General features: G+C 48.4%; 21 protein-coding genes. 11 read left to right on the top strand and 10 right to left on the bottom strand.

Annotated features, from left to right (window positions below; translation table 11 throughout):
• Position 1 precedes the first annotated feature (1 nt).
• Both C3B52_RS03445 and C3B52_RS03440 read left to right on the top strand, forming a co-directional pair.
• Positions 2 to 790: an energy-coupling factor transporter transmembrane component T gene (locus C3B52_RS03445; protein ID WP_103104708.1), complete on the top strand. Its 789-nt coding sequence runs from the start codon at positions 2 to 4 to the stop codon at positions 788 to 790.
• A 14-nt stretch (positions 791 to 804) separates the two neighbouring features.
• A complete protein-coding gene (locus tag C3B52_RS03440; RefSeq protein WP_103104707.1) occupies positions 805 to 1656 on the top strand; it encodes an alpha/beta fold hydrolase in 852 nt (283 codons plus the stop codon).
• A 51-nt stretch (positions 1657 to 1707) separates the two neighbouring features.
• On the opposite strand, the gene C3B52_RS03435 is transcribed toward C3B52_RS03440, so the two are convergent.
• Positions 1708 to 2409: a hypothetical protein gene (locus C3B52_RS03435; RefSeq protein WP_103104706.1), complete on the bottom strand. Its 702-nt coding sequence runs from the start codon at positions 2407 to 2409 to the stop codon at positions 1708 to 1710.
• A gap of 157 nt (positions 2410 to 2566) precedes the next feature.
• On the opposite strand from C3B52_RS03435, the gene C3B52_RS03430 reads away from it, so the two are divergent.
• The 5 genes from C3B52_RS03430 (at position 2567) to C3B52_RS03410 (ending at position 11288) form a co-directional block, all read left to right on the top strand.
• On the top strand, positions 2567 to 3310 hold the full coding sequence (locus C3B52_RS03430) for a gluconate 2-dehydrogenase subunit 3 family protein (protein ID WP_123058843.1): 744 nt from the start codon (positions 2567 to 2569) through the stop codon (positions 3308 to 3310).
• Between the two features lie 18 nt (positions 3311 to 3328).
• Positions 3329 to 5050 (top strand): GMC family oxidoreductase, encoded by a 1722-nt coding sequence (locus C3B52_RS03425; protein ID WP_103104705.1) that lies wholly within the window; start codon positions 3329 to 3331, stop codon positions 5048 to 5050.
• Between the two features lie 213 nt (positions 5051 to 5263).
• Positions 5264 to 6475, top strand: a complete 1212-nt coding sequence (locus C3B52_RS03420; protein ID WP_103104704.1) for a trans-sulfuration enzyme family protein — start codon at positions 5264 to 5266, stop codon at positions 6473 to 6475.
• 25 nt (positions 6476 to 6500) lie between these two features.
• On the top strand, positions 6501 to 7964 hold the full coding sequence (locus C3B52_RS03415) for a sigma-54 interaction domain-containing protein (protein ID WP_103104703.1): 1464 nt from the start codon (positions 6501 to 6503) through the stop codon (positions 7962 to 7964).
• 201 nt (positions 7965 to 8165) lie between these two features.
• Positions 8166 to 11288: an ATP-binding response regulator gene (locus C3B52_RS03410; RefSeq protein WP_235615591.1), complete on the top strand. Its 3123-nt coding sequence runs from the start codon at positions 8166 to 8168 to the stop codon at positions 11286 to 11288.
• 86 nt (positions 11289 to 11374) lie between these two features.
• Here C3B52_RS03410 and C3B52_RS03405 read toward each other — a convergent pair whose 3' ends face one another.
• Together C3B52_RS03405 and C3B52_RS03400 are read right to left on the bottom strand one after the other, a co-directional pair.
• Positions 11375 to 11698 carry an antibiotic biosynthesis monooxygenase gene (locus C3B52_RS03405; protein ID WP_103104701.1) on the bottom strand — a complete coding sequence of 108 codons (324 nt, stop codon included), beginning with the start codon at positions 11696 to 11698 and terminating at the stop codon, positions 11375 to 11377.
• A 153-nt stretch (positions 11699 to 11851) separates the two neighbouring features.
• A complete protein-coding gene (locus C3B52_RS03400; RefSeq protein ID WP_103104700.1) occupies positions 11852 to 12367 on the bottom strand; it encodes a stalk domain-containing protein in 516 nt (171 codons plus the stop codon).
• Between the two features lie 238 nt (positions 12368 to 12605).
• Between C3B52_RS03400 and C3B52_RS03395 the strand changes: the two genes are divergently transcribed.
• Complete coding sequence (locus tag C3B52_RS03395; RefSeq protein WP_103104699.1) at positions 12606 to 13289, top strand: uracil-DNA glycosylase; 684 nt, start codon at positions 12606 to 12608, stop codon at positions 13287 to 13289.
• A gap of 80 nt (positions 13290 to 13369) precedes the next feature.
• Here C3B52_RS03395 and C3B52_RS03390 read toward each other — a convergent pair whose 3' ends face one another.
• Positions 13370 to 14011 carry a thiamine diphosphokinase gene (locus C3B52_RS03390; RefSeq protein WP_103104698.1) on the bottom strand — a complete coding sequence of 214 codons (642 nt, stop codon included), beginning with the start codon at positions 14009 to 14011 and terminating at the stop codon, positions 13370 to 13372.
• Positions 14012 to 14026: 15 nt separating this feature from the next.
• Positions 14027 to 14449 carry a 2Fe-2S iron-sulfur cluster-binding protein gene (locus tag C3B52_RS03385; protein WP_103104697.1) on the bottom strand — a complete coding sequence of 141 codons (423 nt, stop codon included), beginning with the start codon at positions 14447 to 14449 and terminating at the stop codon, positions 14027 to 14029.
• A gap of 173 nt (positions 14450 to 14622) precedes the next feature.
• Here C3B52_RS03385 and C3B52_RS03380 point away from each other — a divergent pair, with 173 nt between their 5' ends.
• Positions 14623 to 15525 carry a GNAT family N-acetyltransferase gene (locus tag C3B52_RS03380; RefSeq protein WP_103104696.1) on the top strand — a complete coding sequence of 301 codons (903 nt, stop codon included), beginning with the start codon at positions 14623 to 14625 and terminating at the stop codon, positions 15523 to 15525.
• On the opposite strand, the gene C3B52_RS03375 is transcribed toward C3B52_RS03380, so the two are convergent.
• Positions 15522 to 16331 carry an Fpg/Nei family DNA glycosylase gene (locus C3B52_RS03375; protein ID WP_103104695.1) on the bottom strand — a complete coding sequence of 270 codons (810 nt, stop codon included), beginning with the start codon at positions 16329 to 16331 and terminating at the stop codon, positions 15522 to 15524. The two genes, C3B52_RS03380 and C3B52_RS03375, sit on opposite strands and share 4 nt — an antisense overlap.
• Positions 16332 to 16582: 251 nt before the next feature.
• Here C3B52_RS03375 and C3B52_RS03370 point away from each other — a divergent pair, with 251 nt between their 5' ends.
• Together C3B52_RS03370 and C3B52_RS03365 are read left to right on the top strand one after the other, a co-directional pair.
• Positions 16583 to 17749: a THUMP domain-containing class I SAM-dependent RNA methyltransferase gene (locus C3B52_RS03370; RefSeq protein ID WP_103104694.1), complete on the top strand. Its 1167-nt coding sequence runs from the start codon at positions 16583 to 16585 to the stop codon at positions 17747 to 17749.
• A gap of 34 nt (positions 17750 to 17783) precedes the next feature.
• Positions 17784 to 20486: a DUF4855 domain-containing protein gene (locus C3B52_RS03365; protein ID WP_103104693.1), complete on the top strand. Its 2703-nt coding sequence runs from the start codon at positions 17784 to 17786 to the stop codon at positions 20484 to 20486.
• A 92-nt stretch (positions 20487 to 20578) separates the two neighbouring features.
• Here the strand turns inward: C3B52_RS03365 and C3B52_RS03360 are convergent, their stop codons facing one another.
• The 4 genes from C3B52_RS03360 to selD form a co-directional block, all read right to left on the bottom strand.
• Positions 20579 to 21106: a GNAT family N-acetyltransferase gene (locus C3B52_RS03360; protein WP_103104692.1), complete on the bottom strand. Its 528-nt coding sequence runs from the start codon at positions 21104 to 21106 to the stop codon at positions 20579 to 20581.
• A gap of 152 nt (positions 21107 to 21258) precedes the next feature.
• Positions 21259 to 21900, bottom strand: coding sequence for a hypothetical protein (locus C3B52_RS03355; RefSeq protein ID WP_103104691.1), 642 nt, complete (start codon positions 21898 to 21900; stop codon positions 21259 to 21261).
• A 114-nt stretch (positions 21901 to 22014) separates the two neighbouring features.
• The gene (locus C3B52_RS03350) at positions 22015 to 23253 is read right to left on the bottom strand and encodes an MDR family MFS transporter (RefSeq protein ID WP_103104690.1); all 1239 of its coding nucleotides are present in this window, start codon (positions 23251 to 23253) and stop codon (positions 22015 to 22017) included.
• A gap of 448 nt (positions 23254 to 23701) precedes the next feature.
• Positions 23702 to 24763: a selenide, water dikinase SelD gene (selD, locus tag C3B52_RS03345; RefSeq protein ID WP_103104689.1), complete on the bottom strand. Its 1062-nt coding sequence runs from the start codon at positions 24761 to 24763 to the stop codon at positions 23702 to 23704.
• Positions 24764 to 24840: the final 77 nt, after the last annotated feature.

Here is a 24840-nt window from a genome sequence, read left to right as displayed (position 1 = left end):
CATGAAAAATGCCCATCCCAGCTTTGCTTTGCTTGTATTTCTGTTACTGGGCTTGCTCCCGTTTTTGTTCCAAGACCCTCGGGCACTCGTCGTGGTTTGGGTGTTCAACCTGGCGCTGATCGCCAAGCTAGGCTGGAAACGATCTCTGGTCAAGGCATACATGCTTGTTGGAGGGATTGGAGCTCTTTTTGCGACGATTACCTGGATGCCATTTACCAATATAGGAACGCCTTATTGGAGCAGTGAAATCCCTGTCATTCACTATCCGCTGCAAATTACGGATGTCGGCGTGCTTTGGGCGATGGGGATGGGGCTTCGTCTTGCAAATGTGGCGCTGCTCTCGATGTACTACCTATTCACAACTTCTCCGCGAGATATTGCGATGGGGCTTCGGGGGATTGGCGTTCCTTTTTCCGTGAGTTTTTTACTCTCACTCATTTTTCGTTTTATTCCGCTCGTAAAAAATGATCTGGCAACCATTCGGGAAGCGCAAATGGTGCGGGGAATGACACCGAATGAGGGGAGTGTTCCAGAACGCATCAAGAAGTATAGCTTTCTCATGGTTCCACTCATCTTCAGCTCGCTCAAAAGAGTGCCTTTGATCGCCAATGCGCTGGATGCCAAAGGCTTTCGCATGCGGAATCCCCAGCATCGCTTCTATCGGAGCAAACGCTGGCGTGCCTCAGAAGTCATGACGTTGCTTATAGGATTTGCCTTGTTTGCGGCTCTCTTCTATTTTGCGCGCATTCACCCTGATCATCTCGGAGTATTGATCCCCGGACGCATCTAAAAGGAGAGAGAAGGATGAATCAAAACATGTTTGAACGTATCAAACGGTTACAAATAGGATCGGGTATTCTCGAATACGGAGTGGTCGGGGCGCCTGATGCTCCGGCCCTTTTACTGCTACACGCGATTCGCAATACGAAACAGCTTTTTGCCGGGATCATTCCTGAGCTCTCAACGAAATACCGGGTAATTGCTGTGGATCTGCGCGGGCATGGTGGTTCTGTTGCGGTGGAGCCGTTTACGTTCGAGCAAATCGTAAACGATCTCGTTTGCTTACTGGATGCAGAAAAGCTGGAACAGGCTACGGTAGTCGCTGCCTCGTTTGCAGCGGTTCCGGCACAGATGCTGGCTGTTCGTGAGCCGCACCGCGTTTCCAGTCTGATTTTGCTGGACGGGGGCTATTATTCCTTGGGAGAGGTACCAGGGTTTGATTTGGACAGTGTGGTTTCCAGATTGGATGCAACCCGGTTTGCTTCTGTCGAGAATGCGGAGCATCAATTTGCTGACCGATACAGCGCACACTGGATGCCGGCTGGCTGGATGAAAGAAGAGTTAGTGCAAACAGAGGAAGACAGCTATCGGTATCGACTGCCGAAAGCGGCGTTTGCGGCCTATTTTCACGAATATACGGCACATAGCACAGAGCAGCTTTTCAGGCAATTGACTTGCCCTGTGTTATTGCTGCTTGCTGACGAAATGCTTTTGCCAGACGAGGAGGAGCGGAGGTTTTACCAAGATGCAGCTGCTAGGTATCGAGCAGCAGTTCCACAGGCAAAAGTAAAAACCATCTCCGGTTCGCAGCATTTGCTCATGATGACAAATCCACACGAGACGCTGGAAGAAATAATTCGATTTCTAAACAAATGAGGGACAAGCTTCGATGCTTGTCCCTTTTTTTGTACAGAAGGCATGGAACGATTAGCGCTTGGCTTCACGGAATAGCTTGTCCAATTCGGCAGCAGTCGTCTTGTCATGCTTCTTTGCTCGCATGTCCTTCTTAACCTTTTCCAAAGCGTCTATTCCTCTTTTGGAGGTAACCACATGTACTTCGGCATCCGTGCCATACATACGCTCTACCTGTGCCTTTGCTTGAGTAAAGGTAGCGCCCTGGTCACTTGTTCCGAGTGTGCCAGCTGTACCATGACCTGCCCCGGGGGCTCCAGGAGTTCCATCCGAAGGCTCGTGGCCTCGATTTGAGCTGCCTGCAAAGTTACTGATGAGATGGGCTTGCATCGGGTCCATTTGGTTGATGGATTGACTTTTAGCTGTCGATGGCGTGAGGAAAATGACATCATTGACGATCAGAGCTTGTACACCGTGTACGCCTGCTGCGTTCAACTGAGCCTCGAGCTTGGTCGATGGACCACCAGTATGCAAATGCGAGCTGCCCATCGAGCTGTATAAACCGTGTCCCATGCCACTGTAAGTGGTGCCATGTGAATTGGTTGTCAGCTTCTTGTCGCGATCCACACTAGGAATGACGGTATCTCCATGTGCAGCAGGGTGCATTGTCTGTGTACGTGCAGGGTGCTGGGGCGCTGGCGCTGCCTGGTTCGTGCAGGCTGTTACGAGAAGAGCGAGACCGAGTCCTGTAGTACCCATCCATTTTCCGAGTTTCATGGTATCCCTCCAAGATTTTCTTTCCACCTAGAACTATCCTTTGTCGAACGTCAGAACCGTATGCTTGGAGCTTGTTGGGAAAATTTCTAGAAAATGCGGTTAGTCTGTCGAAAAAAAGCGCAAAACAAAGGATAGATGAAAACTGGAGGTGGTAGTGTTGGCACAATCTAACGAAAGACATGAGCAACCAGTATCACGGAGAAACTTCTTGAAAAACACCGGAATGGTGTTGGGCGGTCTGGTCGTGGGAGGTGTGGCTGGTAGTCTGCTTCGTAAACCGGCAGCACCACAACAGCCAGGGGCGACACCGGCTCCAACTGCTGATTACAATCAGGCACTGATGTACTTTTCTCCAGAACAGTTCAAGGTGGTTGAGGCTGCCTGCGAACGAATTTTTCCTGAGGATGAAATCGGACCGGGAGCAAAAACACTTGGGGCTGCCTATTTCATTGATCACCAGCTAGCAGGTGATTGGGGCTTCAACGCTCGTGACTACATGCAAGGACCCTTTTTTCCCGGAGAGGCAACACAAGGGTATCAGGGGCGCTTAAAACGAAGAGAAATCTTTGATATTGGCATTCAGGAATTGAACAACTACAGCAACAGTACACAGCAAAAACGGTTCCATGAGCTGGCGGCAGAACAGCAAGATGCGGTATTAAAAGCATTTGAAACCGATGAAGTGAAGCTGACCACGATCTCCGCGAGTGCATTTTTTAAAATGCTTCGTGCCAGCACGCTGGAAGGAGTTTACTCCGACCCGCTGTACGGTGGAAACAAGAATATGGATGGTTGGAAAATGAAAAATTACCCCGGCAACCAGATGGCCTATACACAGGTGATCGAAAAGGACGAGTTCGTCAAAATGGCACCTTTGAGTTTGCGAGATCATCAACATTAATAAGGGGATACGATAGTCATGGCGAAAAAATTGCCCAAAGTGGACGTAGTGATAGTAGGTGTTGGCTGGGGAGGCGGTATTATTGCCTCCGAGCTAACAAAACAGGGATTGACGGTCGTTGGATTGGAGCGTGGCAAGGAGCGTAAAACCGAGGACTACTTTATGGTGCATGATGAGCTACGCTACGCACTGCGCTATGAAATGATGCAGGATTTGTCTAAGGAAACCATTACGTTTCGCAGTAAGACAAGCGTCCGCGCACTCCCGATGCGCTCGTATGGTTCCTTCCTGTTTGGAACGGGGCTAGGCGGATCAGGCGTGCACTGGAACGGTCAGACCTTCCGTTTTTTGCCCTACGACTTCGAGATTCGCAGCAAAACGGTGGAGCGCTACGGGGAAAAGAAAATTCCTGACGGCATGACAATTCAGGACTGGGGTATTACGTACGATCAACTGGAGCCGTACTTTGACAAATTTGAAAAAATGGCAGGGATTGCTGGCGAGGAGAACCCATTGGGTGGCAAACGCTCTAGTCCATACCCGACTCCGCCGATGAAAAGCACACCGAGCATGAAAATGTTTGCCGAAGCAACCAAAAAGAAGAGTCTGCATCCGTACATGATGCCATCTGCCAATCTGTCGCAGGCCTATACCAATCCAGATGGCGTAGCGCGGGCGGCTTGCCAGTATTGCGGCTATTGTGAACGGTTTGGCTGTGAATACGGAGCAAAGGCAGATCCTGTCGTAACCGTCATACCCGTAGCCAAAAAGACAGGGAAATTTGAAATTCGCACGCATTCACATGTTCGGCGCATCTTACATACTGGGAAAAAGGCGACAGGTGTGCTGTACACAGATGTCACTACGGGTGAAGAAATCGAGCAGCCTGCTGATATCGTCGTAATGACCAGCTACGTATTCAACAACACACGTCTTTTGCTCATGTCCAACTTGGGTAAGCCGTATGATCCGGCTACAGGTAAAGGTGTTATCGGCAAAAACTACGCCTATCAGGTCATCCGAGGCGGCGCAGTCGGTTTTTTTGACAACAAGGAGTTTAATAACTATGCAGGGGCAGGCGCACTCGGAATTTGCCTGGATGATTTCAACGGAGACAACTTTGATCACAAGGACTTGAATTTTATTCACGGGGCAAACATTAGCTTATCCCAAACTGGCCAGCGCCCGATTGCCAACAATAAGGTTCCAGAGGGTACGCCAAGCTGGGGAAAAGAGTTTAAAGCTGCCTCGATCAAGTACGCAAACCGGATTTTGTCCGTAGGGGCACAAGGCGCTTGCATGCCTTATCGCCATCACTTCCTCGATCTCGACCCAACCTACAAGGATGCGTTTGGAGATCCATTGATGCGGATTACATTTGACTTTGAGGAGCAAGACAGACAGCTGGCTGCTTATTGTGCAGACAGGTGTGGGGAGATCGTCAAGGAGATGGGTGCAGCCGAAAAGCTTGAAATCAATCGCAAGCTCGGACCCTATGATATTACGCCGTACCAGTCGACACATAATACTGGCGGCGTCATCATGGGCACGTCACCGGATACCTCTGCGGTCAATAACTACTTGCAAATGTGGGATGCGGAAAATGTATTCGTAGTAGGGGCATCTGCTTTCCCGCACAATAGCGGATACAATCCAACCGGAACAATGGGTGCGCTCTCTTACCGCGCTGCAGAAGGTATTTTGAAGTACAGACAAAGCGGTGGCGGAATGCTCGTGTAACGTTTCGCCAAGCTGCAAAAATCTCTCGCAAGAATGAAAAAAGTCGTAGGGCAATCCGACGGCTTTTTTCGGTGTTTACATGTAAAAAATTCGCATCCTTGCGAAAAGCTTCTGAAAAGCAGGGGACATTTTCGCGGTGCGACTGGCTTTTTGAGCTGGCACGCTCCTTGCTAGAGCAATAAACAAAGAGCCGAGAGCAAGGGAGAGACGACGATGAGAAACGAAGCTTGGAGAATAGATACCGCCATTATTCATACTGCACAGACTCCATGTCCAAAAACGGGGGCAGTCGTATCAGCAGTTGTCCCAGCAGTTGCCTATGCTTTTCCTGATGCCGATTCAGCAGCTGCTTGCGTAGCGGGAGAGAGGGAAGGCACGTACTACGGAAGATACGGGAATCCAACCATCGCGACATTGGAAGAAAAGATAGCAGCTTTGGAAAACGGGGAGGCCGCGCTTGGCGTGAGCAGCGGTATGGCAGCTATTTCGGGAGCGATGCTTGCCTTTTTGCAGAACGGCGATCATGTCGTATGCACGCGTGATGTATACGGAGGCAGCTACAAGTTTTTGACCTCGCTTGCCCCGCGCTACGGCATTTCTGCCGATTTCGTGGATTGTACGGACTTACAAGCGGTCGAACGCGCTTTTCTGCCGAATACCAAGGTGCTCTATATCGAGACGCCTTCCAACCCTTGCTTGACTGTGCTTGATATTGCAGCTCTGTCCAAGCTCGCACATAAACATGACATCCGGGTCATCGTAGACAATACCTTTATGACGCCATATTTGCAGCGTCCACTGGAGCTTGGAGCTGACGTAGTGGTACACAGCGCCACCAAATACATTAATGGGCATGGTGACGTAATTGCGGGATTTATTGTAGGAAAGAACGAGCACATCCAGTTCATGCGCAAGCACATCATGGGAGATTTAGGGCAGAATCTCAACGCTTGGGATGCTTTTTTAATCCTGCGCGGACTAAAGACTCTGGGGCTCCGTGTCAGACAGCATTGTCAAAATGCCGAGGCAGTGGCGCGCTTTTTAGAAAGTCATCCAGCGATTTCTCATGTGTACTACCCTGGACTTGCATCCCATCCGCAGCACGAGCTGGCCAAGCGGCAAATGGGGGGAATGGGAGGAATTGTCTCCTTTGAGGTGAAGGGTGGTTATGAGGCAGCCAAATCTTTCATTAACGCCCTACGTCTGGCTATGATATCGTTTAGTTTAGGAGACCCCGAAACGCTTGTGCAGCATCCAGCCTCTATGACACATGCTTCGATCCCGACAGAGGAGAGATTGAAGTTTAACATTACGGATGGCTTGATTCGTTTTTCAACAGGCTTGGAGGATGCACAAGACATTATCGCGGATTTAGGGCAGGCGCTTGCTGTTATCCCGATGATGGCAACAGCGAACAGGGAGTAAGGAACGTGGCGCAGGAGGATATGTCATGACACAATTTTCCCGGATTGAGGGATTCATTCAATCGTACGCAGACAATATTTCCAAAGTGCTGGGATTGGACGTCACCATCCTCGATGAGCAGGGGATTCGCGTCAGTGGAACCGGCTACTATCAGGATTTGATTGGCTTGCCTGCTCCGGAGGGCTCGTTCTTTCGCATGATTTTGCAAACCGGGCAGCCGGGTATGATTTTCGATATGAAAAAGGATGAGTCTCAATGCATGAACTGCAAGTTTTTGCAGCAATGCCGGGAACTGGCGACGATCGGCTTTCCCGTACACAAGCGCGAGAAAACGGTCGGAGTGATCGGGATTATTGCTTTTTCTCCTGAGCAAAAAGAAAGCATGCTTCATAACTCGGAAAAATGGATGCCTTTTTTGCAGCATACGAGCTCACTTATTGAGCACAAGCTGCTGGAGCTGGATGCAGAGCTCGAAAAAGGCTGTAATATACAGGAAGAGATGCCTCCCGCAACTGCGAATCCGGTTTATTTTGCTCAGCTAATCGGAGCGGAGACAGGACTGCGCGATGTGATTGCCAAGGCCAAAAAGATCACCAACAGCATATCGACCGTCCTCATTCGCGGTGAAAGCGGAACGGGCAAGGAGCTGTTGGCAAAGGCGATTCACAGTGAAGGTCAGCGCAGCCGGTATCCGTTTGTTGCCATCAACTGTGCGGCGATCCCTGAAACACTGCTGGAAAGCGAATTGTTTGGGTATGAGGGCGGGGCTTTTACGGGCTCCAGGCGTGAAGGAAAGCCGGGAAAGTTTGAGCTCGCACACAAAGGAACGATTTTTTTGGATGAAGTAGGGGATATTCCGCTGTCCCTACAGCCTAAGCTGCTGCGTGTTCTCCAGGAAAAGACCGTCGACCGGGTAGGGGGCATCAAAACGCTGGATATTGATGTACGCGTGATTGCTGCTACTCATCGCGATTTGGAGAGCATGGTACGAGAAGGCACATTTCGCGAGGATTTGTATTACCGCCTGAATGTCATCCCGCTTCGGTTGAAGCCGTTGCGTGAGCGCAGGGAGGATATCCCGCTATATTTGCATCATTTTCTATATCGGTATCGCACTTTGCTGCAAAAGGGCGGGCTGGAGCTGGATGCACTACTGTCCAAGCGGCTTTGTGCGTACGCATGGCCGGGAAACATTCGCCAATTGGAAAATGCAGTGGAATATATGGTCAATATGTCTGATGAAGCGACGATTACGAGTGAGGATTTGCCAGAATATCTTCATCTGGACTGTCGGCCTGGAATAGATGAGGGGTGCGAAGAGGCACAGGTCCAAGGGCTAGAGCAGCGGATGTATGCGTACGAAAAATCGATTTTGGAGCAGTGCTTTGCTGATCCATACTTGGGTCAGGACAAGGCAGCGATTGCAGAGAAGCTGCAAATCAGTCTTTCGACGCTTTACAGGAAGATGGAAAAATACGGATTGGTGTAAAACGCAAGCCATACTTCGGTCTAAGCCGAGGTGTGGCTTGTTTGCTTTTGACCATATGACAGGGTAATCTTCCAAAATCATGCAGTAAATTATCCCTAGTAGTCCGTTTTTACGTTCCCTTGCAACTGTAACTGTTGTATATTTTAGGGAATTAGAATTTGAGAGGAGAACTTTTTGGCCAATAATTCGCCAAAATTCCAAATGAAAAAGAGCCATATTCTATTATTGCTGGGGTTACTCGTAGTCATTTTATCTAGCTCGCGCATGTTGTGGATGGAATTATTTCGTGATCAAAAACAGGCGGTTATTAAGAATGGGCAACTCGATTTGCGTGATTGGAATGCAGGTGAGGGAGACATCTTTCTGCTCGATGGAGAATGGGAGTTTTATCCCTCGCAATGGCTGATGGATGGTGGCAGGCGGCAAAAGGAATCAAGCGAGAATGCTCCAAAGCTGATCCAAGTACCCGGAGGATGGAATGAAGCGTTGTCTCTTGAAAAGCCAACTCCATACGGGTTTGGTTCCTATCGCTTGCGACTCTATGTAAATCCAGAAAATGACCTCAATTATAGTATTCGTGTACCGAGCGTGCGCACAGCATCAGAATTATATGTAAATGGTCGTTTGCTTGCTAAATCAGGGCGGGTAGGAACAACGCAGGATGAATATTTGGCAAAGAACCTGCCTTATTCGACAACCTTTACAGCAGACGAAAACGGCGTAATTGAGCTGGTGATTCAGGCGGCCAATTATATAGATAGTCGAGGCAGCGGCATCGTTCGCTCGATTAAATTTGGCTCAGAGGAAGCGATTGCAAAGGAAATGAAGGTCTCTGTTTCTATGCAGCTTCTGGCAGCTGTCATCTTTCTCATGCATTCTGTCTATGCGCTTATTTTGTATTTACTAGGAAATAGGGAAAAGAAGCTGCTCTATTTTTCTTTGCTGACACTCTGCGTAACACTTACGAATGTATTAAGTAATGATGAGAAGCTGTTCCATCAGCTATTTTACATCGGCTATAATTGGGATTTTCGGTTAGCAAATGCTGCTCTCATTATCGGAGCCTATGCTTTGCTGGAATGTACGGAGCATCGTGAACTACCTTATTGGAGAAGGATACATACCTATTATGCTGCAATGAATTTAGGAACGGCCGGCATTACGCTGTTTTTAGCTCCCTATCAGGTGATTATGCTCTTTCCCGTGTATTTCCTGCTGGTGAGTATCTCCGTAGTGATTACGATTATTACCATCTTAAAAAAAGTAATGAAGGATCTAAAGAGCCATCTTTTACTGCTTTTTTCTATTGTTGCGATAAGTCACCATTTACTTTGGTCCATCATCTGGAGAGAAAGTGGTTTGAGTTTTGTCCACTATCCTTTTGATCTGATTATTGCGATGGGGAGTTTTGCGTCTGTATGGTTTCATGATTATTTTAAAATGCATGCGAACACAAAGACACTTGCTGCTACCTTGCAAAGGATGAATGACCATAAGGATCAATTTTTGGCGAATACTTCCCATGAATTCAAAAATCCGCTCCACGGCATTCTGAACATGTCACAGTCTGTTTTAAAAAGGGAACGGCACTTGCTACAGGATCGGAGTATCAAGGAGCTGGAAACGGTTTTATCTGTCGGACGCCGGCTAACATTGATTTTAAATGATTTGATCGATGTAATGAGCTTACAGGAAGGCAATCCGCGTTTACAGAAAAAAGTCACTTTGATTCAGCCGATCGTGACCGGAGTACTTGATTTGCTGCGATTTTACACGGATGTGAAGCCTGTTGAGATTGTAAATGAGATTTCTGAGGATTTTCCTCCAGTGCTTGCGGATGAGAATAGGGTCATACAGATCGTTTTCAATCTCGTTCATAATGCTGTGAAATTCACAAATGAAGGGAAAATTACGATTCGAGCTTTTGCAACAGATGGAAGAGCTTTTATTGTGATTGCAGACACCGGAGTTGGAATAGACGAGGACATGCTGAAGCGCCTGTTCCGTCCCTATGAGCAAGCCAGCTCTAGTGAGACCATGATAGAAGGTGGATTTGGGCTAGGTTTAAGTATTAGCAAACAACTTGTTGAGCTTCATGGAGGTAGCTTAGAGGTATCCTCGGTTTTGGGGAAAGGCTCAGAATTTCAATTTTCGTTAGCACTAGCAGATAGGAAAGCAGAGGAAGAAGAACAAGATGCTTCTACCCAATTTGAAAGGATAGCCTTGCAACCGATGCCAGTGCAGAGCGGTTTGAAAGAAGTAGCAATCACATCAGCAGTGGAACAAAAAACGTTAATAGAAAATCGCGATCGCCCGCGGATTTTAATAGTAGATGATGATCCTGTCAACCTGCAAGTGCTCGAAGCCATACTGCCATCAGACGAATTTGACCTAACAATGGTCACGAGCGGCAAAGAAGCACTGGCTATACTGGATACGAAGGAATGGGATCTCGTCATCTCTGATATTATGATGCCACAGATGTCTGGCTATGAGCTGACACGTATCATTCGTACACGGTTTACACTTACAGAGCTACCGATTCTGCTCCTTACCGCGAGAAGCCAACCAAAGGATATTCAAAGCGGCTTTTTAGCTGGAGCAAACGATTATGTGACCAAGCCAGTGGAAGCAATCGAAATAAGGTCGCGGATTGATGTGCTCACTACGATCAAACAAGTTGTTCGCAAGCAATTACGATTAGAAGCCGCTTGGCTACAAGCGCAAATTCAGCCTCATTTTTTATTCAACGCCTTACAAGCTGTCGTCGCTTTAAGTGAAATCGATTTGGATAAGATGCGTAATTTACTTGATGAATTCAGTAATTATTTGAGGAATAAATTCGAGTTTCAAAATATGGATGCGTTTGTTCCGATTGAAGACGAGCTAAGCTTGGTGCGTTCGTATCTGTATATTGAAAAGGTCCGATTCGAAGAAAGACTCCAGGTAGTTTGGGAGATAGATGACGACTACAAGGAATTAAAAATCCCATTTCTTACGATCCAGCCTTTGGTTGAAAATGCGATCAGACACGGCATAATGAAGCGTACAAGTGGGGGAAAGATTCATATCAGGGTTTCAGTCTATGAAAAACATGCAGAGATATCAGTGGAAGACGACGGGGTAGGAATGGACGAAGACCAGCTGCAGCGAACAGGGGAAAGAAATGCTGATAGCAGATCAGGAGTAGGATTAAGGAATACGGATCAACGATTAAAACGACACTTTGGAACAGGGCTGCATATTACAAGTACGCCAGGCTCGGGGACGAAGGTATCTTTTACTGTTCATAACAGGGTGAAGAACAAGAATGTAGAATCATGAACAAACAACAGCTGCAGTCTAGGAGCTTTTTACGCATCCTATCCTGCAGCTATTTTCTTTGAACGAAAGAGATCTCGGCAGAGGGCTTAAATGGGACGAGGCTCTTTAACAGCTTTCAGCTCGTAATGACCGCTTTTGGAGCTGATGATGTAATCAGGACGCGGTTTTCCCCGTGACTGTCTGTGTCCCTCCAGGTGCGGATCGCTAAGCTCCCACTGCTTCCACATTTCTTTGGATTCCCAACGAATCATAACCACGACTTCTTCTTCGCCTTTACGTGCTTTTTGTACCATGATGCTCAAATCTACAAATCCGGGAGCTTCCTCGACTACGCCTGGATCACTGAATTTTTTAATGATGTTGTCGGCAAACCCTTCCTGAACAACGATCGTTTTCATTTCCATCAGCATGAACGATACACCTCTTTTTCTAGTGGATACCATCCTATTCATAGTAGTGAGATGGATTATCATTGTCAACTGAATTCGCCTGTATATTGGAATATAAAAAGCAGCGGCCCCTAGCAGCCGCTGCTCATGAATCAAAGAAGAATAAGTGCGTGATTAGAGTAAAGACTTAATCTCACCTGTATTCGGATTTACAACAAACCAGCCATACGTACTAGTGTAGCTGTCACCAGATTGAAAATTGTTCACGATCGTTTGGTACACCTGAATGACATAGTGACCTTTTTCGTCATCATGATCGTACTCAACAACATGTGCAGGTGTGAGGCTGCCTGCCAATTTCTTTTTGACCAGCTCAACCGCTTCCATCTTGGAATACATCTTCGCGACTGGCAGCTTTCCAATATAAATCGACTTCGTTTTTTGATCGTAAATCACAGGCTTGTTCAAATTTTCTGCCACGAAACGAATAGGTACATAGACAGAATTTTTGTACATAATGCCTTTTACTTCGGTAGATGGCGATTTCGGTACACCATCAAAGTAGTAGGTAAATGGCGTCTTGATTCCTTCGGTTACATCTGGATAAGCTGGAGCAGCGATAGCGATACCAGAAAATAGCACCGAACCTACTATGATGCCCCCCATAAATGATTTCAGGTCCCATTTCACGTTGAAAGAAAAACCTCTCTCCCGTTTCTTATTCTATATCTTCCCAGAAAATATTATGTCAAAAATCGACAAAGGGGGCTATCAACCAAGGGTACTAGGAAGCTATGACTATTCTTTGGAGAAAAGCTAGGATCCAACAGCAGAAAGTCCTACTTCTTGCAGGACACAATCCTGGTTTAGGGATGTGCGGCTTTGTGATAAGGTAGGAGATAAGACAAAATGGACAAGGTGAGGGAATATGGCCATATTGGAAAATGATTGGGCGCCTGTATTGGCAGAGGAATTTGAAAAACCATATTATTTAGAGCTGCGCCAAGCGTTAAAAGAGGAGTATCAAACCCATACGATCTATCCAGATATGTATCACATTTTTACCGCATTGCATTTGACAGGCTATGAGCAGGCCAAGGTTGTTATTTTGGGACAAGATCCTTACCACGGGCCAGGGCAAGCACATGGTCTCAGCTTTTCGGTCAAACCGGGAATCAAGCCACCACCTTCTTTGCAAAACATTTACAAGGAGCTGCAGAGTGATTTGAACTGCACGATTCCTGAGCATGGCTATTTGACGCATTGGGCAGAGCAAGGTGTCATGATGCTAAACACTGTATTGACGGTACGGAGCGGCAATCCTAACTCGCATAAGGGTCTAGGATGGGAGACGTTTACCGATCGGGTAATTACACTATTGAACGAACGTGAGACGCCACTCGTTTTTATCCTGTGGGGCAAGCACGCCCAGGAAAAGGCTTCGTTCATTGATACGACAAAGCATTTTATTATTGCGTCACCACATCCAAGTCCATTTTCGGCAAACCGCGGCTTTTTTGGCAGTCGTCCATTTTCGCGGACGAACGAGTTTTTGCGCTCCAAAGGCATCACAGAAATTGACTGGCAGCTGCCGCTTCAGGTCGAGGAGTAAGCTGACAAGCACGGATATAGACTTACACATAGGAAAAGGATCTCTCGTCGTTCGTAGAGATCCTTTTTAGCCATCTTTTCTTAGTCTTTGCTTTTCATAACGAGCAGCTTGCCGGATTTGATCTGGATCGTGCCCTTTTCCGCAGAGAGGACATTGCTGATGCCGAGTGTATCGCCAATACGCAGGGTGGCGTTATCCAACGGGTATAAAAAACCGGTCAAGGTAATGCCTGTCACCTCTGGAGTGAGCGGCAGAAGTGAGACATTGGCAAAATGATCGGAAACGATAGTGCACTCACGGTCAATCAGCCGGATTTCGTTCTTCTCATCGACTATGCGGCAGTCGATTTGTGCTTGTAGTCCTTTTTGTAATAGATGAACGTTTGCTAGCGTGTGGTCAAATCGAGTGCCAAGAACTCCGATGAGAACAATTTCTTCAGGATGCTGCTCGATCGCCCAAGTGAGTGCCATTTCCGTATCAGTTAAATCCTTCATTACGGGATCACAGGAGGATACAGCTTCACTGTGGCGTTCGATTTCCGACATTTCTTCAGCGGAGACAGAATCAAAATCACCGATGGAGAGATGCGGGGTCAAACCGTTGCGGACGAGAAACAGGGAGCCCCGGTCTACACCAACTAACCAGTCATCTTTTTGTATATCACGAAGCGCCCAGCTTCCCAGATTGCCTCCAGCGAACAAGAGGATTCGTGTAGGTTTCATTGCTGCTGCCACCTTTTACATTCTTCTCGTAGATCGAAATGTGCTCTGGCACGCGAGACGATAGCCAGAAGCCAGTTTTTTATCAAGCGTTGTTTTTTCCTGAACTCCTGGAGCATCAAGCAAAAAGTCTCCGTGGAGCACCTGCACGCTGCATTTACCGCAAGAGCCTTGCTGACATTTGTAGGCGATATTCTGGCCTTGCGCGAGGGCTGCGGCTAGAAGGGTTTGACAGGGAGCGTACCGAACAGAGAACGACTGCCCTTTTTGTTTGACCTGTACCTGATTAAGATCCGTTTTACCAGGGCGTACAGGAGGAGTTGACCGGGTAAAAGCGGTTTGGGTTTGGGGTACCGGCTCCTTGGATGCGGGAACAGGACTCGCTGTTTGAACGGATGGACGAGTAGGCAGGAGCGAACCGACCGTAAGCTGTTTGCGCATAGTACCTCCCGGGTAATCATTTTTTCTATCTTATCATGTAGGGCGTACAAGGGACAGTTGGGGAGCGGAAGTTGCTCACAACTGAGAAGTTCACGAAGGAATCTTCTTGGAAGATTGAATTTTTAGTTTTTAACGATTAAAATATTTTTATCAAAAGATTGGAAGGTGATACTATGATTACCATCAAGTCGATGAGCGAATGTACCTTTGCAGAAGTAACGAAGGCGTGGAACAGAGGGTTTGAGGGCTATTTTCTACCCGTTACCATGACGGAGGAGAGCCTCGTCCAACGCCTGGGGGCAGAGGGCTATGTTCTTTCTTTGTCAGTAGTCGCTTTTGATGGGGCAGAGCCAGTAGGTTTAGTGGCTAGTGGCCTGAGAACGATCGGGAACCAAAAAGTGGCGTGGAACGGCGGGACAGGCGTGGCGACTGAATACCGACGAAAGGGAGTTGGACGATTGCTGATTCAGGCGACGCTCGACCGTTACCGGGAAGCAGGAGTAGATGTAGCGACTCTGGAGGCGCTCAGTCAAAATGAAAAAGCCATCGCACTGTATGATCAGCTCGGATATAAGCTCGAGGATCGTCTGCTCTTTTGGGAACGGTTAGATGCACTTCATGAGCATGCTTTTGGTACAGAGGCAGATGGACGTTATCAGGTGAGAGCAGCACTCGTGCAGGAGGTAGCGGGATTGCCGTTTTATCGTTCAGATGTGCCGTGGCAAAATCAGTGGCAAAGCTTACGGGATGCCCAGGCTCTGATTGTAGAGGATCAAGAGGGGCAGGCGGTTGGCTACGCGATGTATAAAATCGTGCTAAGCGAAGAGGGCAAGCTGAATGCGATTGTCCTGCGACAATGTGCAGCGCAGCCAGCGCATGCCGATGCCAAAGACATATTGCGTACTGCACTGGCTTACTTGTACGCCCCAAATGAAGTGGCGTGTCGCCGGACTACGTTCAATTTGCGAGCCTCTGACGAAATGCTGTTCGAGCTATTGGCAGAAGCGGGCTTTGCCTCGTCCGGCACGGAGCAGGTATACATGAGCAAACAGATGGAAAAAGAGGCAGTCATCTAGTGCTGGCAGTTGATACAGGCGAAAACCTTTCGCGAGGATAGCTTGCTTTGGATGATAGGCTGTCCACAACGCAGGCAAGGCTCACCCCCGCGGTCGTACACTCGGCAGCGGTCATTGAAGCCACCAGTCAAGTGATCGTCACGATAAAGAGGTGGCTCCATATAGCCGCCGTATTGAATTGCTTCTTTTAGAACCTTTTGCATGGAGAAATAGAGACGCTTGATCTCCTCTTGGGTAAGCTCTGGGATGCGTCTGGTCGGCAGGATTTGGGCGTCAAAGCAAATTTCGTCGGAATAGCAATTTCCAATGCCCGAGAGCCAATGCTGGTCAACGAGCGTCGTTTTGAGGATGCCTCTTTTGTCTTCGAGTAGCTCGGTGAAGCGTGAAAGCGTAAAGGCCGCATCCAACGGCTCAGGACCAAGTGAGTCAAGACGCTCATCCAGCTGCCCGGCTGTGAGCAAGTGAAGATAGCCGAGGCGCAGTCCGTGGAAATATAGGATGGGCTGGCCAAACGACAGCGTCACTTGCGCAGTTCGTCCCAGCTTGTCGTCTACCGTACCATAATAAAGAAACCCGCCTAGCATCAGATGGAGCAGCAATATATGTCCGCTTTCCAAATGGAACAACAAGTGCTTCGCACAGCGATCTACGAGTGTGATCCGATTCCCAACTAAGATCTGGTCAAATTGTGCCGGGTCAAGATTAATCGTCTTTTCTCGTTGTACGAGGGTGGCTGTTATCGTGCGTCCAACGACGCGTTCCTGCAGCAAGCGGCGGTATGTCTCCATTTCAGGTAATTCGGGCATGGTTTTCCTCCCCAGTAGTGTTTTTACATAGGGTTTCCAGTTCGTTTAAACGCCATCCGGCTCTGCTCTCCATGTTAGGGGGACAGGGCCTTTCCATTTTACCTGGTTGTGCAGCTAGGCTCCGATGTCGCCTATCGATTCGCTCTCTTAGGTTTCTAAAATAGACAAGATTACCAACCCCACGCCCAAATCGGGTAATATAGTATAAGGGTATGACCCAAAGCATTTTGGTACGGACAGGAGATCGTATAATGCAAAAAGTGGAATTGATCGCTACGGCGACTTTTGGATTGGAATCGGTTGTAGCTGAAGAAGTAAAAGCTCTTGGCTATGGACCTGTTCAGGTGGAAAATGGAAAGGTTACATTCACTGCAGATATTTCTGCTATACCGCGTACAAATTTATGGTTACGAACTGCCGATCGCGTGCGTCTAAAGATTGGGGAGTTCAAAGCGACCACCTTTGACGAGCTGTTTGAAAAGACAAAGGCTCTGCCTTGGGCGGATTGGATTACCGAAGACGCAGCATTTCCCGTGGAAGGCAAATCGGTAAAGTCCACGTTGTACAGCATATCTGATTGCCAAGCCATCGTGAAAAAAGCAGTAGTAGAAAGCTTGAAAAAGACGTACAAAACGGATTGGTTCGAGGAGCAGGGACCTTTGTACAAAATCGAGGTGGCTCTTCTCAAGGATGTAGCAACCTTGACGATTGATACGTCCGGACCTGGCTTGCACAAACGGGGGTACCGCGAGCTGATTGGTACCGCTCCGCTAAAGGAAACGATGGCAGCAGCGCTGATCATGCTGTCTCGCTGGAAACCGGATCGGGTATTCATGGACCCATTCTGTGGTTCCGGGACAATCCCGATCGAGGCAGCACTCATCGGACAAAACATTGCACCGGGGATGAACAGGGAGTTTGTGTCTGAGAGCTGGCCGGTCATCCCGAAAACAGCATGGCGTGAAGCGCGCGCGGAAACACACGATCTTGCCCGCTACGATCAAAAGCTGGAGATAATCGGTACGGATATGGACGATGAAATCTTAAAAATCGCACGTCTGAATGCCACTGAAGCAGGCGTCGAGGATTTGATTCACTTCCAGCGCATGGACGTTCGCGATGTGAGGACGAAGCGAAAGTACGGCTACTTAATCTGTAACCCTCCATATGGTGAGCGACTGGGTGAGTGGAAGCAGGTAAGCCGCATGTATGGTGAAATGGGTAAGACGTTTGCTGCGATGGATACGTGGTCGTTTTACATCATTACCTCAGACGAGCTGTTTGAAGAGCACTTTGGGCGTACGGCAAGCAAAAAACGCAAGCTTTACAACGGGAACATGAAAGTAGATTACTATCAGTTTTTTGGACCAAAACCGCCGCGCCAGCCATTGGCTTCCCCAAACGAAGTAAACGAGTAAGAGAAAGCAGGGCATTTTGGAGGAGAAATTAGCAATGAGTAAGAAACGATTTGGAAGTAGGGTGCTGGCAGCTTGTTTGGCATTATCTACTTTGCTTGTCCAGACCGCACCGCTTGTATCTGCCACAGACGGGCAAGAAAAGCAGGTGGAAGAAACGGCGAAGCCAGTGAATGAGGCATTAGCTTTTTCCGATATCGAGAACAGCTACGCCCGCAATGCAGTGAACAGACTGGTTTCGCTTCATCTGATCAGTGGTCAGGGTAATGACCGATTTAACCCGCAGAATAGCATCTCTCGTCAAGATATCGCGGTATTGTTAACAAAGGTAATGGGTCTGCAGCCGCATAGTGTGCAGGAAGCCCGATTTGATGACGTGCCTTTGGAAAGCCCTTATGCGACTTATGTATATGGTCTCAGTGAGATGAAGGTAATGAATGGTCGAAGCGATCAAACACTCGGTTCTACCGATCCATTAACCCGGCAAGAGCTGGCTGTCATGCTTTCTCGCTTGATGAAAGCGGGGGCCGTAAAAAAAGCACCGGCAACAAGTGACGTTTCCTACAGTGATGAGGACGAGATCGCGTCTTACGCCAAAGAGGCAATCAGCGATGTCAGCAATCAACGCTGGATGCAGGGAAACGGTGGAAAGTTTAATCCGAATGGTATCGTGACACGCGCCGATGCAGCGGTCATCGCGGAACGTATATTGGACGCGCGATACCAGCAGGCAGAGCAGGCAAATTTTGCTTTGAATACGCAGGCTTTGAGCGTCTTTGCCGGAACGAGCGAGCAGGTAAAGGTCACAGGCGTTCAGGGAGACAAGCTTCCTTTTACACCGATTTTTGCTTTTGATCGTCCAGAGCTCGGAACAATTTTGGCGGATGGTACGTTCGTTGCCGGCCCTACACCAGGAAAAGGAAACATCACCGTCACCATGGGCTACAAAACCGTGACGGTTCCTGTAGAAATCAAAACCGCGGACAAGCCACTTGCTCCAGTAGCGGGTGTTGGCGAGGTCAAAGCTGACTCCGCTACAACAACGCCTACTCCAGCAACCGAGGCTGGCAAGCCTACAGCTGAGGGCAGCGAGACGAAGAGTACCCCAGCAGCTGACAAAGAGACAAAGGACCCATCTGAGCCTGTTGAACCGTCAGAACCAGGAGAGCCGTCAGAGCCAGCAGAGCAGGAAGAGCTAATCAACGTGGCGCCTGGCAGCTTTACGTCAGTGGACACATTTGGACAGCCGGACTCCTATTTCCGTGAAATTGAAAAGCAATATCCTGGCCCTGTAGGTGGTTTGGTTACCCCTTCTCAGGATTGGACCGGGTATAACCGTCAGTTTGGACGCAAGGTGACAGTTGCTTTGGCTGAGGCAAAACCGTTGGAGAAGGTCACGCTGACGTTCAAGCATCAGAAATCATCAGGGATTACAATGCCTGAGTACATGGATGTAGAAGTATCACGTGATGGTAAGGCGTGGTCTTATGCTGGGAGATCTCTGCATGATGTAGCTCAGTCAGAAACCAAGATTGTAGAACGTACGCTAACCGTAATGCTACCTGATGTAGAAACCCGTTATGTACGCGTATCGTTCCCGGTAAAAGTATTTACTTTCGCCCGTCAACTTGAGGTATGGGCAAAATCAAGCAATCATTGGGAAGGCGGACCGGTTTTACTGCCACCGCCAAGCCCAACACAGATGATGGAAGATAAAAAGGCAGGCAATCGCGTAGAAAATATGCTTCTGGCTTATTCGGGGTCATACGGAGATCGCGGCACCTGGTCCAAGGAAGACTTTTTGCCGATGGTAGGCTACCGAACAGCGGATGGCTACATGCGTGATCAGATGTTCGACACGATCCTCTTTTTACCTTATCAAAACATGCCTGTCACCAAGGACGGCTGGCAAAGCTACATGAACGATCTGTTTGGATCAGGCAAGCAGCTGGATGCCTTGAACAAGGCGATGCGCGAGTACAATCGTTTGCGTGGAACCCTGTATACGACGCCAACACAGGAAAATGTCGTTCTCGCTCTGCCATATCCGAATGCCAATCAAACTAATTTTGGTAAAATGGCGCCGGATAAACCGTCGCTCTCGTTCAACGCTGCGACGATTGGCGAGGAGCAGGCATACTTGAATCGCAAGCAGGCTCTGGAATGGTACTTCCAGGAGCTGCAAAAGCGTTGGAACAAAGAAGGCTATGCGTACCTCAAGCTGGAGGGCATTTACTGGTTCCACGAGCTTATCGATGATAGTGCACCGAAGGAACGCGAGCTGATCCGCAGTACCGCTAGCATGGTGCATGACAACGCGCTCCGTTTTTACTGGATTCCGTATTTCGGTGCGCCAGGTGTTGAAGAGTGGAAGTCCCTGTATTTCGACTATGCCTTCCTGCAGCCGAATTATTATAATGACAAGCCAGTTGGCCTCGATCGTATCGAGGGTGTGCTTGAGGTTGTCAGCAAGTACGGCATGGGTGTAGAGATTGAAGGGGACGAGCGGATGTACAAAGATCCGAAGTTTTATCAGATTTACTACAACCAGCTGGTGGCAGCCCGTAAGCTGGGAATGGATAAAAATAATGTGCATGCATACTATTACGGCTCCAAGACGTTGATTGAGGCAGCGAATAGCAAAGACTCGGTCATGCGCGCTATTTATGACGATACGTATAAATGGATGCGCGGTCGTTTTGACCGGGATGACTATTTTGAAGCCAATGAGATGCCTTAGCTCGTTTTGAAAAGCGTGGAGCAGAGCTTGTTTTCCCTAATTGGGAAGCAGGCTCTTTTTTTTGTGCAGAGCCTACCCGATCGATTGCATGGCTACCTCTCTGGGGCAAGCTCCAGGCGCCAATCGTTGCATCTCATGATGCTTCCTGGTGGATATTCAAAGTCGCATTCGTTGACAAGCGTAAAGCTCAGCTTGAGGCAAATCGCGTTCGAGGCAGGATTGTTAACAGATGGAAAGGCATGGATGGATTTGTGTTTTTGCTCAGCACGGCAACGGGTGATGATTTCTGTTACAGCTACCGAAGCAATACCTTTTCCCTGAAAGGCGGGCAGGATGCTCCAGCCAATCTCGTATACGGTTTCGCCTTGCCAGATGCGGTCCCAATAACCGACACTGCCAACGGAGATTGCCTCTGGCAGCAGGATGACACTGAACATACAACCGGTCTCTTTTCCAGAGGTGTCGACATATCGTCTGTGCCGGGCGACAATCTGTTCCTCCGTCTCAGGTCCTCCCAAGTGCTCTGTCATCTCCGGGGCATTCAAAAGCTGCAGCAAGGGAAGATCTGTTTCTGACCAGGGTTGAATCTTGACCAGAGGTGCTTTTATTTGCTCAGACATTTCGCTCACATCCGTTCGAGGTTTCTCTCTATCCGTAATGAAGGAATCTCTATCTAATGATTCCATCTTATCAGAACATACGTTCCTGTTCAAGGTTTGTTTTTCCAAATAAAAGAAAACCCGAGTAGCCTCGGGCAAGCCGTGTTCTTTTATCAACGAAAAGAAGCATTGTCTTGCTTTAATACAGAAAGTGCATGTTCATTGACCAAATACCGTAAAATTGCATCGCGGGTAGCGTACAGCTGTGGGCAAGGATGATAGTAGTCTGTGCCATTGGAGCATTTTTTTCCGAAAAAGGGGATGCCGGACGCAGCAATTTGTTGCAGCCACGCTTGTTTGAGCAGGGGGAGGGATTTCCACGATGCTTTTGTGAGGCAGCCCCACCCGAGTAAAATCCACGGATGCTGCTGTAGCTCTTGGGTCGGTATCAGCTGTTCTTCGATAGTGACCACTCCGCTCGCAACGAGCCTTTCAAAAGCGGGTATCGCCTCAGAGGATCGAGGGTTTTGCAGCGCAAACAAATTGTAGATCGTGAACCTGCCATCCAGCGAGTGAGTTTGATAGATTTCTGTGACCAGCTTGACCAGCTGCTGCATAGTAGGATCGAGCGTAATCTGGCCCATGATAGAGTGATTAGGCGCTGGTCTTTCCCGGAAAAGGGTTGCCGAGCCGGGGTTTAACAAGAGGCAGCTGCCTAGTGAACGCGGGCTGGTGCCCCATTGGATATAGGTGGATGTACGGTATACGTGCTCTCCTGATTGACTGAAAGTAGCAAACGCCTGTAGCTGGTTCATGAGAAAACCTCCTAGCAAATCATTCAGCCTGCTAGTATTCACTTTATGCTAGGTTTAGTTTTCTAGTACCAAAAAGCCGACCCCTATTATAGGGCCGGCCTGCTAGGTCAGAGATTAACCTTCTTGCTGAGCGGGTATCATGCGGAACAAAATGATGTACAAATACGCACTGAGTAGGGAGATGCCCAGAATGATCCCGAACACACCAAGAGGAGATAGCCATTGCGATAAGCCGATTGTCATCGGAGCAATGAACCGTCCAATCGAAAATTGCAGGGACGAGGCTCCCATGTATTGCCCGCGCGCATCTTCAGGCGAGTATTTGCTAATAAAGCTTTGAGCAACCGGGGTACGAATCAGCTCGCCAAGCGTTAAAATTGCCATACAGCCGAACAAAAACCAGATGTTTGTCGTAAAGGCCATCAGGAACATCCCGAAGCCGTACAGAACAGATGAAACCACCAGGCTATTGCGGTCGCTCCAATGCTGGAACCACTGCGTAACAGGCAATGTAAACAGGACAACCAAGAGACCATTCAGTCCCATGAGCCAGCCAAACGCACTCGTTCCCCCGATAGAGAAGCTCCAATCGCCCCAGGAAAACAACGGCTGAGACATGACGTGCTCTTTTACGTATAAGGCCATGTATATATCAAGCTGCATAAAGCCGATCGCGACCAATATTCCCGCGAGAATGTAGAGGGCAAAAACCTTATCGCGGAAAATGACAGAATAGCTTTTGAATTGCTGAGTCAGGGAAAAACGTTCCTTGGCTTTTTCACGGCGTACTTCTTCAGGCAAGGTTTCCTTGATTAAAAAGAAGATGGCGAATAAATACAGGAATTCAATGATGGTACAGACGAGCAATAATTCAAAGCGATAATGAACAAAGAAAAACGATCCCAGGACAGGCCCTGCTACTACCCCGATGTTCATCGCCGTGTAAAACGTAGCAAAAACCATGCGGCGGTCTTCTTCTGTCGTCAAATCCGCCACCATCGCAGAGCTGGCAGGCCAGTATAAGGCACCCGCGATACCGATTCCAATGAAAGCAAAATAGTCCATCAAAGGTGAGGTGGAAAATGCAAATATGGCAAACATCACAGTCGACATCGATAAGGACAGGAGCATCGTGAATCTGCGCCCGACTTTATCCGAGAGATAGCCGCCAAACAGGTTGGAAAGCATTCCGAGCAGCGGTGGCACCATCAGGAGGAGACCAGCAACGTCTTTGCCGAATGTATCGCTGAAGTAGAGCGCCATAAAGGGAAAGTACATCCAAAAGAAAGTATGGGTGATCAATTCGCCGAAAAGACGTACTTTTAAATTGAGATCCCATGAACGCCAATGCATGACAAGTATTCCTCCATTCGTATTTTGGTTCTTCGCCGACAGGTGCCGTGCTCATGCTCTATAAAAAAAGCGCAAACGGGAGAGAGACGATGCTCTTCCGCTTGCGCTTTACCTAACGATAGAAAAGGGTGGGAAAATAGCCGGGAAAACGGGAGAACGAAAGAAACGGTCTATGTCCAAGCGATTCTTGGTACAAAAAACCGACAACACCCCGTAAAACTGGCGCCCACATCATATCGGGAAAAGACGGAAGCGGTTCAGGCAACCTGCAGCTTCTAGCTTTCGATAGGGTTGTAAGAGGCAGAGCCCCTCACAAAAGGCCCTACCTAAGCGCAGAGAACTACAGCAATTACCATGAACCAACACTCCCGTCCTTCAAAATTTTTTCACAGATAAACTCTTGTTGACTAGGATACTCTAGATGACAGAATAATTGCAAGAAAAATTTTCACCGTTTTTTGGAAACGACGGAAATCGTTCCTGGGTGCTCTGCTACCACTTCCCCAATGACTTTTGCCCAGCTAATGCCGCGTGTATGAAGCTCCTCAAGCAGACGATAGCCTTCTTCAGCAGGCAAGCTGATCAAAAGTCCCCCCGAAGTAATGGCGTCGCATAAAATCATGCGATCAAGCTCCTCCATTTCCTCAGGAAAACGTACGCGATCGGCGACCCAGCGATAATTGGACTTGCTTCCTCCGGGAATGATGCCTTGCTCTGCCAGCTCACGTGTACCAGGCAAGATCGGAATCTGATCCGCATAAATCCGGATACCTACCTTGCTGCCTTCTGCCATTTCGAGAGAATGACCCATTAGCCCAAAGCCGGTCACATCCGTACATGCATTGACCGGGTAAGCCTCCATGCATTCTGCTGCATACTTGTTTAATGTTGCCATCACAGTCATGACTCGCTCCGTTTGCTCAGCAGACAAAGCATCGCGCTTGATCGCGGTCGTTTGAATGCCTACGCCAATGGGCTTGGTTAAAATGAGCACATCTCCTGGCTTAGCTGTCGCATTAGTAAGAACGCGGGAAGGGTGGATGGTGCCCGTGACAGAGAGCCCGAATTTTGGCTCAGGATCGTCAATCGAGTGACCGCCAACTAGTACGGCGCCAGCCTCTGCAACTTTATCAGCTGCTCCTCGCAAGATTTCTGTCAGGATAGAGGGGTCCAGCTTGGAGATAGGAAAGCCGACGATATTGAGCACGGTGACTGGCTTGCCGCCCATTGCAAAAACATCACTGATTGCATTTGCAGCTGCGATCTGGCCAAACCAATAAGGGTCATCCACAATCGGGGTAAAAAAGTCGAGTGTCTGCACAATCGCCAGATCCTCCGTCAATTGAAAGACGCCAGCGTCATCAGAGGTCTCTACTCCTACTAGCAGGCGCGGATCGCGTACCGATGGAGCGGGAAGCTTTTTCAAGACAGCGGACAAGGCCTCTGGGCTAATCTTGCAGCCGCAGCCTCCTTTGGTGGTAAGTGATGTAAGCTTGATCGACTCTGACATGTTATGACCTCCTACCGTTTGAGGAATAATGGTAAAATTAATAAATCTAGCATAACAGAAGTTAGGGTGACAAAACA

It is taken from the genome of Brevibacillus reuszeri (genome assembly GCF_002897295.1).
Lineage (GTDB): Bacteria > Bacillota > Bacilli > Brevibacillales > Brevibacillaceae > Brevibacillus > Brevibacillus reuszeri_A.
Note: the sequence above shows the minus strand (reverse complement) of the source record. Positions and strands in the feature narration are given on the sequence as shown.